Origin of the sequence: Salmonella sp. SAL04202, from assembly GCF_046550775.1 — a bacterium.
In the GTDB taxonomy this organism is placed as follows: Bacteria; Pseudomonadota; Gammaproteobacteria; order Enterobacterales; family Enterobacteriaceae; genus Salmonella; species Salmonella enterica.
The window spans coordinates 1,346,231-1,358,217 of the sequence record NZ_JBGDXK010000001.1; the positions used below are offsets into that span (position 1 = coordinate 1,346,231).

Consider the following 11,987-nt stretch of genomic DNA (forward strand, 5'->3'; position numbering starts at 1 on the left):
AATGCCGAACGCTGCGAGACTTACAGAACTTGCATCGGTCAGGCCGTTTTTCTCGCCAGCATCGTAGCAAAGCGCAGTTTGATACGGTTGCCGTTTTCGTCCGTGCGGTGAAGCTCGCCGACATCTTCGTTGTATTTCAGCATGTCCCATCCTTCGTAATAGCGGCGTAATTCGCCTTCTTTAAAAGCGAACGGGAATCCCACCGTACAGGGAAAGTCCGGCGTATCCATTGCCGCAACAATCAAATTATACCCGCCGGGTTTTGTGCAGCGTTGCATATTGGCAATTAAACCGGGAATGGTTTGCGCCTCAAGAAACATCATAACCACCGTCGAGAGAATAAAATCGTACTCGCCGTCAAAGGTCAATGTATTCAGATCGACCAGGTCGGTTTGCAGATTATCCAGCCCTTCTGCCGCTTTAATACGCTCAAGGTTAGCCATACTGGCCGGATTTTTATCCCACGCGGTAACATCATAACCGTTCGCGGCCAGATACAGACTATTGCGACCATTGCCACATCCCAAATCCAGCGTTCGGCCCGGCGCGACAACCTTTGCCGCCGCCAGCACATCCGAATGCGTGCGGGTTAATCCGTATTTCTCAGTAAAATAATTTTCGTCACGAACGGTCATTTTTTTCCTCCGTTTTCAACAGTGCAGCGCGCTCAGTGCGAATAAGCAACGTCCCCTGCACCAGCAATAGAAATGTACGAACCAGCAATAAGGCGATAATAGCGTTAGTGAAAATAAACAGCGGGACGGCCAGAATATGGAAAAGCCCTGATTCACTACCGTGACCAAGATGTAACCCCGTGGTCGCCAGCGCGGAAACGCCGAACGAAAAACTCCAGAAGGAAGCATTAAACGGTTGTGATAAATACCAGGGCATTAATCGCAGCATAAATAAAAGTTGTAACAGACCGTAGCCGAATAGCATTTTCGCCAGCGTGTCGCCCTCCCCGCCATTGACGCTCAGCCAGGCGCTACAGGCGACCAGCGCGGGCGCCAGTTGGATACCCAGCGACGTACGCAGCACCGCCGGTAATTCGCCGCAGCTACGCAGTCGCTGCAAAATAACCGGCTCCAGACTTAACCACGAAAAGACGCCTGCGCCTAAAAACACCAGTCCGGCATCATTGTAACCGAGCGCTCCACAGGCCATAGCGCTGATAAAATTATTCGCTACCGTGGGCAGATAAAGTCCTGGGGTTGTCGCTTCTTCCGGATGCGCTCCGCGCCAAAGTCCCGCCGTCTGCCAGGCGGCATACGCCAGTTGTATGACGACCCCCACGCTGAATAGCGCAACGGCCAACGGGCGATACCAGGGAACGAAACCGATCGCGACCAGCATCGTGGTGGCGGGAAACAGGCTGACAAAACTGCTCATTACCGGATGTCGCACTTCAGCCATCACGCTATGGGGAAAGCGCACCAGACGGCTAAGGAACGCCAGGGTCAAGAGTGCCCAAATAATCATCGCCAGGATCACCATGATGTCGCCGGGCCAGTGGCTTATTCCCCATATCTGGCTGGCATAACGCCAGGCGAATCCCATACCGATAGTGCCAAGGACGATGCCAAAATAGCCCGCAGGCAGATTGAGCACGCGATCGCTCTGCTTGTGATTACGCATTTTGTTTAATTTATAAAGTATATTTGAAATGCATTTTATGGAATTTCTGGTTGTTTCGCCAGTACCTTTGCTACGGTTATCTTAATCGTTCACACGGAATTTCCCTATGACCAAATATCGACTGAGTGAAGAACCTCGTGCTTTTACTTATCAGGTAGACGGTGAGAAGAAAAGCGTCTTATTACGACAAGTTATTGCCGTAACGGATTTTAACGATGTTAAAGCCGGAACCTCCGGCGGCTGGGTTGATGCCGATAATGTGCTGTCACAACAGGGGGATTGCTGGATTTATGATGAAAACGCGATGGCCTTTGCGGGCACGGAAATTACGGGGAACGCGCGTATCACGCAGCCGTGCACGCTCTACAATAACGTGCGAATAGGCGATAACGTCTGGATTGATCGCGCTGATATCAGCGATGGCGCACGGATAAGTGACAACGTCACCATTCAGTCCTCTTCCGTGCGCGGAGAGTGTGCGATTTATGGCGATGCCCGCGTGTTAAACCAGTCAGAAATTCTCGCCGTTCAGGGACTAACGCATGAACATGCGCAGATTTTACAAATTTACGATCGCGCCACCGTGAACCATTCGCGGATTGTCCATCAGGTACAGCTTTATGGCGACGCCACTATCACACACGCTTTTATTGAGCACCGGGCGGAGGTCTTTGATTTCGCGCTCATCGAAGGCAACAAAGACAATAATGTCTGGATCTGTGACTGCGCCAAAGTCTATGGCCATGCGCGGGTTATCGCCGGCACAGAGGAAGATGCTATCCCTACCCTTCGCTACAGCTCACAGGTAGCGGAACATGCGTTAATCGAAGGCAACTGTGTGTTAAAACATCATGTGCTGGTAGGCGGACATGCTGAGGTACGCGGAGGCCCGATTTTACTGGACGACCGCGTGCTGATTGAAGGCCATGCCTGTATACAGGGCGAAATTCTGATTGAGCACCAGGTCGAGATTAGCGGACGGGCGGCGGTGATAGCCTTTGACGGCAATACTATTCACCTGCGCGGCCCAAAAGTGATCAATGGCGAGGATCGTATTACGCGTACCCCCTTAGTCGGTTCCCTTTAATCCGCATCAATAATGCGGGCATACATATTAACGTCGTGATAGTCGCCGTTAAGATACTCCGCCTGCTTCATACAGCCTTCCAGCGTAAAATGGTTGCGCCGTGCGACTGCGTTACTGGCCTGATTATCAACGCGGCATTTAATGACGAAGCGCCGAATATCGCCGCGCCGGGCATAATGTGTCATCAGCGCCTGTAATGATTGCGACATTATCCCTTGTCCCTGGAGGGACTCATCCAGCCAGTAACCGATATAGGCGGCTTTGTTTATCGGTTCGATGGCATTAAATGAGAGTACGCCCGCCATCTCATTCTGGCAGAAAATCAGGTACATTTTGGCGTAACCACGCTGGTGCAACAGCATATTACCCTGCACATGCTTACGCGTTTCCTCCTGCGACGTGACATATTGCGGCCAGTCGAGCGACTGTTGTAGCCACGCTTTGTTTTTGAGTACCAGTTGGTGCAGCGCCGGAACATGACTTTCATCTGCCGCTTGTAGTTCCAGCGTCGTGCTAACAGGAATAATTTCCACCATCGCGTTGCCCTTCTTCGTTGTTGGTCGTGATCACATAAATAGCCTGGTTTACCGATAACCCGCAGGTGATATGAGCGTTTTTATTGTATCGCCATCACATTATTTTTTATTGGCCATATTTAGCGTATTTCCGCGTGACACATTTCACACTTATCCAACCATTCTCCGCCTATAAAACGCTCAACGACTGATTGTTTTATCACCACGGAGACGCCAATGACCTTTTCTGTGCAGGAAACGCTTTTTTCTTTACTGCGGCTAAACGGGATTTCAGGACATGAAAGCAGTATTGCAAACGTTATGCAGCACGCGTTTGAACAGCAGGCCAAAGACGTCTGGCGGGATCGCTTAGGCAATGTCGTTGCCCGTTATGGCAGCGATAAACCCGACGCGCTTCGCCTGATGATTTTTGCGCATATGGATGAAGTGGGTTTTATGGTACGCAAGATCGAACCCTCCGGTTTTTTACGTTTTGAACGCGTGGGCGGCCCGGCGCAAATTACTATGCCCGGTTCGATTGTGACGCTTGCCGGACGTTCAGGCGATATCATGGGCTGTATCGGTATTAAAGCATATCACTTCGCGAACGGTGACGAGCGCACCCAGCCACCCGCTCTCGATAAACTCTGGATTGATATCGGCGCAAAAGATAAAGCGGATGCTGAACGAATGGGTATTCAGGTGGGGACGCCAGTAACCCTTTACAACCCGCCGCACTGTCTGGGCAACGACCTGGTGTGCAGTAAGGCGCTGGATGACAGGCTGGGGTGTACGGCGCTACTGGGCGTCGCCGAGGCCCTCGCCTCCACACCGCTCGATATCGCGGTATTCCTGGTCGCGTCGGTACAGGAAGAGTTCAATATTCGCGGTATTGTTCCCGTTTTACGACGCGTGCGCCCCGACCTGGCGATTGGTATTGATATCACCCCCTCCTGCGACACGCCTGACCTGCAGGATTACTCTGATGTGCGGGTCAACCACGGCGTCGGCATCACCTGTCTGAACTATCACGGACGCGGTACGTTGGCGGGACTGATTACGCCGCCGCGTTTGCTGCGGATGCTGGAGACCACCGCGCACGAAAATAATATTCCCGTACAGCGAGAAGTCGCGCCAGGCGTCATCACCGAAACCGGCTACATTCAGGTTGAACTGGACGGTATTCCCTGCGCCAGTCTTTCTATTCCCTGCCGCTATACCCATTCACCAGCCGAAGTCGCCAGCCTGCGCGACCTGGCTGATTGTATCCGTTTACTGACTGCGCTGGCCAACATGTCGCCAGAACAGTTTCCCATTGAGCCTGAAACAGGCGCTACACAAGAGGCACGACCATGATGAAAAAGATCCTTGTGGCATGTGGTACCGGCATGTCGACATCAACCATGATTGCACAAAAACTGCAGGACTTTCTTGCGGAGCAAGGCATTGCGGCAACCACGGCGCAATGTTGTCTGAATGAGATCCCGTTGAACTGTAACGGTATGGATCTCATCGTAACGTCCATGCGTACGCACAGTGACTATGGCATCCCGACGCTCAACGGCGCCGCCCTGCTGACAGGCATCAACGACGACGCATTAAAACAAGAAATCAAGGCGCTGTTAACACAATAAAGGGGGCATTATGTTTGATTACATCCTGTCTCTCGGCGGCACCGTTTTTGTGCCCATCATTATGATTATCATCGGCTTAATCTTTCGTATTCCCTGGCTGCAGGCGGTGAAAGCGGGGGTGACGGTCGGCATCGGTTTTGTCGGCATGGGGCTGGTGATCGTCATGGCGATCGACAGTCTCAGTCCGCCGATTAAAGTGATGATTGAGCGTTTTGGCCTGACGCTGCATGTGTTTGACGTCGGCGCCGGACCCGCATCCGGCGTCGGCTATGCGACGGCCATCGGCGCGATGATCATTCCCGTTATCTTTCTGCTCAACGTCGGTATGCTGGTGACTCGACTGACCAAAACCATGAACGTTGATATTTATAACTACTGGCACTACGCCATTACCGGAACGGTCGTCCAGTTGATGACCGGCAGTCTGATTTATGGCGTACTGGGCGCGATTTGCCACGCCGCCTTGTCGTTGAAAATGGCCGACTGGACGGCGAAACGGGTACAGAACATTGTGGGTCTGGAAGGGATTTCTATTCCGCAAGGGTATGGCTCCAGTTCCGTGCCGTTGTTCGTATTACTGGATGCGATATACGAAAAAATACCGTTTATGAAAGGACGCAATATTGACGCTCAGGAGATCCAAAAACGGTATGGGATGGTCGGCGACCCGGTGATCATTGGCGTTGTTCTCGGGCTGATCTTCGGACTTGCCGCAGGCGAAGGCTTTAAAGGGTGCGCAACCTTAATGATTACCGTAGCGGCGATTATGGTGCTGTTTCCGCGCATGATTCGCCTTATCGTTGAGGGATTAATGCCCATTTCCGACGGCGCGCGTAAGTTCTTCCAGAAACACTTTAAAGGGCGCGAGGTCTTTATCGGTCTGGATACCGCAGTGACGTTAGGCCACCCGACCACCATCGCGGTTGGACTGCTGTTAATTCCCATCATGTTAATTCTGGCGAGCATACTGCCGGGCAATAAAGTCCTGCCGCTGGCTGATTTACCGGTTGCGCCGTTTTTTATCTGCATGGCCACGGTTATTCATCGCGGCGATCTGATTCGTACTCTGCTCAGCGGCATCATTGTCATGATTACCGTTTTGCTGATCGCCACCCAGTTCGCGCCGTACTTTACCGATATGGCGCTCAAAGGCGGCTTTAGCTTCGCCGCTGAAAACGCGCAAATTACCGCGCTGTCGGTGGGAAATATGTTTGGCTGGTCAATATCTGAATTGATGTCGCTGGGCATGATTGGCGTGGTTATTGTGGTCGGCATTGTCGCCAGCATCATACTTGTCTTACGTAAACGTGAACTACCGGAATAAGGAGCAACCCAGAATGAGTTGGCTAAAAGAGGTAATAGGAACAGAAAAAGCCGTTATCGCCATGTGCCATTTACGGGCGTTGCCGGGCGATCCCGGGTTCGATACCAGGAAAGGCATGAACTGGGTAATTGACCGCGCCCATGACGATTTAATGGCGCTACAAAATGGCGGCGTGGATGCGGTGATGTTCTCCAACGAATTTAGTCTGCCTTATTTAACGAAAGTCAGACCGGAAACGACCGCCGCGATGGCAAGAATCATCGGTCAGTTAATGAGTGAAATTCGCGTACCGTTTGGGGTAAACGTGTTGTGGGACCCTGTGGCCTCGTTTGATTTGGCGATGGCGACCGACGCAAAATTTATTCGCGAAATTTTCACCGGCGCTTACGCCAGCGATTTTGGCGTCTGGGATACGAATGTCGGCGAAACCATTCGCCATCAGCATCGCATCGGCGCAGGCCACGTGAAAACGTTGTTTAACATCGTTCCGGAAGCGGCGGTGTATCTGGGTAACCGGGATGTCTGTTCAATTGCGAAATCGACCGTATTTAACAATAACCCCGATGCCCTGTGCGTCTCGGGACTGACGGCGGGCGCTCGCACGGATAGCGCCATACTGAAGCGGGTAAAAGAGACCGTCCCCGACACGGTCGTGCTGGCGAATACCGGGGTGTGTCTGGAAAACGTCGAGGAGCAGCTCTGCATTGCCGACGGATGCGTAACGGCAACCACGTTTAAAAAAGACGGCGTCTTCGCCAACTTTGTCGACCAGGCGCGCGTGGCGAAGTTTATGGAGAAAGTACGCCATATCCGACAATAAAATGGGGATAAGCAAAACGCTTATCCCCTGCAGAGAGCGATAACTCTTCTGCCGATCTCCGTCGCCTTCGCCAAAAGACACGCCGGGGATCGGTTCCAGAGTAACCCGAACCGGCAAGGAGTCAACGATCGATGATTAATGATGTTAAGTGGGTTCAGGCGCAACGCCATGCCAGCGACTGGCGACACGCGCTGGATATCGCCGTTCGTCCGCTGATTACCTTCGGCGCGGCGGCCCCCTGCTACCTGGACGGTATTATTGAGAACACCCTTAAATGGGGGCCATATTATCTTATCGCGCCGGGGATTGCGCTGCCCCATGCCAGACCAGAGCAAGGCGCTAACCATAATCAAATCAGCGTCACTACGTTAGCAACGCCGGTCGCTTTCGGCAATGCGGATTGCGATCCCATCTGGCTGTTGCTTTGCGCCAGCGCCACGGATGCCGAAGCACATATTCGCACCATTCAACGCATCAGCCAGTGGCTCGACTCGCCGAAAAGCGTCGCGATGCTGCAAGATGCGCCAAATGACGCCGCGCTTTTCGCGCAATTAACCGCATTGCGCTGATGGAGGTTTCGATGATCCTGCACCCTTCACTGGCCTCCGCCGATCCGCTGCGCTATGCCGAGGCGTTGACCGCTTTACACGATGCGCCTCTCGGCTCGCTGCATCTGGATATCGAAGATACCAGTTTCATCAACAATATTACCTTCGGTATGAAAACCATTCAGGCAGTCGCACAACACACTCGCCATCCGCTCTCATTGCACCTGATGGTCTCATCACCGCAACGCTGGTTACCCTGGCTTGCAGCTATCCGCCCCGGCTGGATTTTCATTCATGCCGAAAGCGTGCAAAACCCCCCGGAGATTCTGGCGGATATTCGCGCTATCGGGGCGAAAGCAGGACTGGCGCTTAACCCGGCAACGCCGCTATTGCCTTATCGTTATCTGGCATTGCAACTGGATGCGCTGATGATCATGACCAGCGAACCTGACGGGCGCGGGCAGCAATTTATCGCCACGATGTGTGAAAAAGTGAGCCAAAGCAGAGAGCATTTCCCTGCTGCGGAATGCTGGGCGGACGGCGGTATTACACTTCGCGCCGCACGGCTGCTTGCCGCCGCAGGCGCACAGCATCTGGTGATTGGCCGGGCGTTATTCACGACGGCGAACTATGATGTGACGTTGTCACAATTCACCGCGCTATAAAGGAGTCATATGCTGATGAGCCAACAGCGCCCCGACCGTATCAAACAGATGTTGCATTACCTTTGGCAACACAGGCACCTCTCAACACAACAAGCTATTGAGCTTTTTGGCTATGCAGAGGCAACCGTGCGCCGGGATTTTCACTATATTGCCAGCCGTTATCCCGGTATGGTTCGCGGCCATGGTTGTATTGACTTCGACGACAGTACGGAAGATAAAGAATATGTTTTCGACGTTAAGCGAACGTTACAAAGCGAGGCGAAACGCGAAATCGCCGCCCTCGCCCGCACGTTCATCAAGGATGGAGACTGCTTTTTTCTCGACTCCGGCTCCACCTGTCTGGAACTGGCAAAATGTCTGGTCGACGCCAAAGTAAAAGTCATTTGCAATGACATCAAAATCGCTAATGAACTGGGTGGCTTCCCACACGTAGAGAGTTACATTATCGGCGGACTGATTCGCCCCGGTTACTTTTCGGTGGGCGAGAGTCTGGCGCTGGAGATGATTAACGCCTTTGCCGTTGAACGCGCCTTTATCTCCTGCGATGCGCTGTCGATTGAAACGGGCATCACCAACGCTACCATGTTTGAAGTGGGCGTTAAAACGCGCATTATTCAGCGCTCACGCGAGGTCATATTGATGGCCGATCACTCAAAGTTTGATACTGTAGAACCCCATGCGGTGGCGACGCTGTCCTGTATTACTACCATTCTTAGCGACAGTGCGCTCCCGTCTGCTATCGCCCGACGTTATCAGCAGGCGGGATGCCGTCTCATCATGTCAGACCCCTCATCAGGAGCGCGTTAATGGACATCAGGCAAATGAACAGAACCCATCTGGATCACTGGCGCGGATTGCGAAAACAGCTCTGGCCTGGTCACCCGGATGACGCCCATCTGGCGGACGGCGAAGAAATTCTGCAAGCCGATCATCTGGCATCATTTATTGCGATGGCAGACGGGGTGGCGATTGGCTTTGCGGATGCCTCAATCCGCCACGATTATGTCAATGGCTGTGACAGTTCGCCCGTGGCTTTCCTTGAAGGTATTTTTGTTCTCCCCTCATTCCGTCAACGCGGCGTAGCGAAACAATTGATTGCAGCGGTGCAACGATGGGGAACGAATAAAGGGTGTCGGGAAATGGCCTCCGATACCTCGCCGGAAAATACAATTTCCCAGAAAGTTCACCAGGCGTTAGGATTTGAGGAAACAGAGCGCGTCATTTTCTACCGGAAGCGTTGTTGAGGGAAATATTCAGGCTCCTTATAGAGAAGTGGTCACTGATTAAAAAGCAGCCTCAATATACAATAATTCCTGTTTCTAAAACGGAGTCCATCAGGACGTCGGGAATAAGACCCGGCAGATGTAAGCCGGGCCTTCATTGCTTACGGTCTTGAGGCCGTACCGTCTGGTGTGCGCGCCATTGTCCAGGATGGGATTCCCCCCTCGCACGGATATTTCGCCGCTTTGGCTTCATCAATGTCAATACCCAGACCCGGCTTATCGTTCAGATAGGCATAACCGTGGTCAATCTCAGGGCAGCCCGGGAAGACATCACGCAGCGCGTCGTTCATTGGCGTGTATTCCTGAATGCCAAAGTTCGGTAAACTCAAATCCAAATGCATATTGGCGCAAACCCCGACTGGAGAAATGTCGCCCGGCCCGTGCCATGCGGTGCGCACACCGTTCAGTTCGCTGTAGACAGCAAGTTTCTTTGCCGGCGTAATGCCGCCGATGGTACTCACGTGGCAGCGAATGTAGTCGATGAGCCTGTTGTCGATGAGCGGCTTCCACTCATTCACATTCACAAACAGCTCACCCATGGATATCGGAGTGGAAGACTGCTGGCGCAACATTTTCAGCCAGTCGATGTTTTCCGGTGCCACCGGATCCTCAAGATAAAATAGTTGATACTGTTCAAGCGTTTTGGCCAGATTAATGGCAGTCACCGGGGTCACGCGCTCATGTACATCATGAATAAATTCGATGCTAAAACCGAGCTTGTTACGCAGGTGGTCGAACAGACGCGGAACGCTTTTGGCGTAGGCATCCGGGTCAAAGTAGATGCCGGGCGTTTTGCTGCGCGGTGAACGTTTCGGCTGAATGTTCTTCGCACGAGCTAGCTGCGTGGCGATCAGTTTAAGGTCATCGGTCCCCGCACCGCCATACATTCCCATCTGGCAGCGAACGTACTGGTAACCCTCTTCCATTCTGGCTCGGATGTTATCTTCCACTTCAACTTCATCACCACCATCGGTGTGGCAGTACAGTGGGATCCCATCACGACATTTGCCGCCCAGCAGATCATAAACCGGCATCCCCGCTAGCTTACCTTTGATATCCCACAGTGCCATGTCCACGCCGGACAATGCATTGTTCATGATCGGGCCATTGCGCCAGTAGCCGCTCACCACGCCTGACTGCCAGATGTCCTCAATACGGGTCGGATCTTTGCCAACCAGAAAAGGCGCCATGTACTCATCGATCGCGCTTTTTACCGCGAAGATACGCTGGGTAAATGTCGCGCATCCTAGCCCATACAGCCCTGGCTCGTTGGTTTCTATCTTAACGACTGCCAAATCAATGCCGCCCGGCGCCGTCAGAATCGTTTTCACGTTGGTAATTTTCAGGTTACTCACTTTCACTCCTTAACTCAGCGAATTTACCGCATGTCATACCGTTGTGGATGATACAACAGATATATGTAAGTTGTCCTACAACTTTATGCTGTTATATCACGCTTCTTTTACAGCGGATCGCTGCGAGTGCCATTCTGTGACAGCGATCAAAACTGCGTTAAATTCAAATCAAATATATACATATAATTCAATTAATTAATGTTAATTACGCGGTCGCTATGTGGAGCTGTTTGTGATCCTTGTTGCAAATTCATGGGTGAACTGTTGATTTTATCAGGGCGAAAATTCAACCTAAAAAAGGATAGTCGTCATACAAATTAAACAAGTGAGGAAACAACATGACCGCTTTATTTGATTTAACTGGGAAAACGGCGCTGGTAACGGGTTCTGCACGAGGACTGGGCTTTGCCTACGCAGAGGGTCTTGCCGCTGCGGGTGCACGGGTTATGCTGAATGATATTCGCGCCACGCTGTTGGCCGAATCAGTGGATACGCTGACCAGAAAAGGCTACGACGCGCATGGCGTGGCTTTTGACGTCACCGATGAACTGGCGATTGAGGCAGCTTTTAGCAAACTTGATGCAGAAGGGATCCATGTTGATATCCTGATCAATAACGCCGGTATTCAGTACCGCAAACCAATGGTCGAGCTGGAGCTGGAAAACTGGCAGAAGGTGATCGACACTAACCTGACCAGCGCATTTTTAGTCTCCCGCTCGGCGGCAAAACGGATGATCGCCCGCAACAGCGGCGGTAAAATTATTAATATCGGCTCGCTTACCAGCCAGGCGGCCCGCCCGACTGTTGCCCCGTACACGGCAGCAAAAGGCGGCATCAAAATGCTCACCTGCTCGATGGCTGCTGAATGGGCGCAGTTTAATATCCAGACCAACGCCATTGGACCTGGCTACATTCTGACCGACATGAACACCGCGCTTATTGAAGACAAGCAGTTCGATAGCTGGGTGAAAAGCAGCACCCCTTCTCAACGTTGGGGTCGTCCGGAAGAGCTCATCGGCACCGCCATCTTCTTATCATCCAGAGCATCAGATTATATCAACGGGCAGATTATTTACGTCGATGGTGGCTGGCTCGCAGTTTTATAAGTCGCCCGCACTCTA

General features: G+C 52.4%; 14 protein-coding genes. 10 read left to right on the plus strand and 4 right to left on the minus strand.

What is annotated here, in order from left to right:
- Window positions 1-38 precede the first annotated feature (38 nt).
- Together tehB and tehA are read right to left on the minus strand one after the other, a co-directional pair.
- On the minus strand, window positions 39-635 hold the full coding sequence (tehB, locus tag ACLJQJ_RS06725; RefSeq protein WP_000218280.1) for a tellurite resistance methyltransferase TehB: 597 nt from the start codon (window positions 633-635) through the stop codon (window positions 39-41).
- Window positions 622-1,635: a dicarboxylate transporter/tellurite-resistance protein TehA gene (gene tehA, locus ACLJQJ_RS06730; RefSeq protein WP_001244002.1), complete on the minus strand. Its 1,014-nt coding sequence runs from the start codon at window positions 1,633-1,635 to the stop codon at window positions 622-624. Before tehA ends, tehB begins: the two co-directional genes overlap by 14 nt.
- A 106-nt stretch (window positions 1,636-1,741) precedes the next feature.
- Between tehA and ydcK the strand changes: the two genes are divergently transcribed.
- A complete protein-coding gene (ydcK, locus tag ACLJQJ_RS06735) occupies window positions 1,742-2,722 on the plus strand; it encodes a YdcK family protein (RefSeq protein ID WP_000170584.1) in 981 nt (326 codons plus the stop codon).
- Here the strand turns inward: ydcK and rimL are convergent.
- On the minus strand, window positions 2,719-3,258 hold the full coding sequence (gene rimL, locus ACLJQJ_RS06740; protein ID WP_023206029.1) for a 50S ribosomal protein L7/L12-serine acetyltransferase: 540 nt from the start codon (window positions 3,256-3,258) through the stop codon (window positions 2,719-2,721). The two genes, ydcK and rimL, sit on opposite strands and share 4 nt — an antisense overlap.
- A gap of 216 nt (window positions 3,259-3,474) precedes the next feature.
- Here rimL and ACLJQJ_RS06745 point away from each other — a divergent pair, with 216 nt between their 5' ends.
- The 8 genes from ACLJQJ_RS06745 to aac(6') all read left to right on the plus strand — a co-directional run bounded on the left by ACLJQJ_RS06745 (window position 3,475) and on the right by aac(6') (window position 9,472).
- Entirely contained in the window at window positions 3,475-4,593 is a 1,119-nt protein-coding gene (locus ACLJQJ_RS06745; RefSeq protein ID WP_063809256.1) for a M42 family metallopeptidase, read from the plus strand.
- Window positions 4,590-4,871 carry a PTS sugar transporter subunit IIB SgcB gene (gene sgcB, locus ACLJQJ_RS06750; protein WP_000976132.1) on the plus strand — a complete coding sequence of 94 codons (282 nt, stop codon included), beginning with the start codon at window positions 4,590-4,592 and terminating at the stop codon, window positions 4,869-4,871. The genes ACLJQJ_RS06745 and sgcB overlap by 4 nt, the downstream gene beginning before the upstream one ends.
- A 10-nt stretch (window positions 4,872-4,881) precedes the next feature.
- On the plus strand, window positions 4,882-6,195 hold the full coding sequence (sgcC, locus tag ACLJQJ_RS06755; protein WP_000460835.1) for a PTS sugar transporter subunit IIC SgcC: 1,314 nt from the start codon (window positions 4,882-4,884) through the stop codon (window positions 6,193-6,195).
- A gap of 13 nt (window positions 6,196-6,208) precedes the next feature.
- On the plus strand, window positions 6,209-7,015 hold the full coding sequence (gene sgcQ, locus ACLJQJ_RS06760) for a BtpA family protein SgcQ (protein ID WP_000118615.1): 807 nt from the start codon (window positions 6,209-6,211) through the stop codon (window positions 7,013-7,015).
- Window positions 7,016-7,146: 131 nt separating this feature from the next.
- Window positions 7,147-7,584 carry an SgcA family PTS sugar transporter subunit IIA gene (sgcA, locus tag ACLJQJ_RS06765; protein ID WP_020898784.1) on the plus strand — a complete coding sequence of 146 codons (438 nt, stop codon included), beginning with the start codon at window positions 7,147-7,149 and terminating at the stop codon, window positions 7,582-7,584.
- 11 nt (window positions 7,585-7,595) lie between these two features.
- A complete protein-coding gene (locus ACLJQJ_RS06770; protein WP_063809257.1) occupies window positions 7,596-8,228 on the plus strand; it encodes a ribulose-phosphate 3 epimerase family protein in 633 nt (210 codons plus the stop codon).
- Window positions 8,229-8,243: 15 nt separating this feature from the next.
- Window positions 8,244-9,035: a DeoR/GlpR family DNA-binding transcription regulator gene (locus ACLJQJ_RS06775; protein WP_001670738.1), complete on the plus strand. Its 792-nt coding sequence runs from the start codon at window positions 8,244-8,246 to the stop codon at window positions 9,033-9,035.
- Entirely contained in the window at window positions 9,035-9,472 is a 438-nt protein-coding gene (gene aac(6') / locus ACLJQJ_RS06780) for a cryptic aminoglycoside N-acetyltransferase AAC(6')-Iy/Iaa (protein WP_023203148.1), read from the plus strand. Before ACLJQJ_RS06775 ends, aac(6') begins: the two co-directional genes overlap by 1 nt.
- A gap of 140 nt (window positions 9,473-9,612) precedes the next feature.
- On the opposite strand, the gene ACLJQJ_RS06785 is transcribed toward aac(6'), so the two are convergent.
- Window positions 9,613-10,866 (minus strand): enolase C-terminal domain-like protein, encoded by a 1,254-nt coding sequence (locus tag ACLJQJ_RS06785; protein ID WP_063809258.1) that lies wholly within the window; start codon window positions 10,864-10,866, stop codon window positions 9,613-9,615.
- A 338-nt stretch (window positions 10,867-11,204) separates the two neighbouring features.
- Here ACLJQJ_RS06785 and ACLJQJ_RS06790 point away from each other — a divergent pair, with 338 nt between their 5' ends.
- The gene (locus ACLJQJ_RS06790; RefSeq protein WP_052932078.1) at window positions 11,205-11,972 is read left to right on the plus strand and encodes an SDR family oxidoreductase; all 768 of its coding nucleotides are present in this window, start codon (window positions 11,205-11,207) and stop codon (window positions 11,970-11,972) included.
- The last annotated feature ends 15 nt before the right edge of the window (window positions 11,973-11,987 follow it).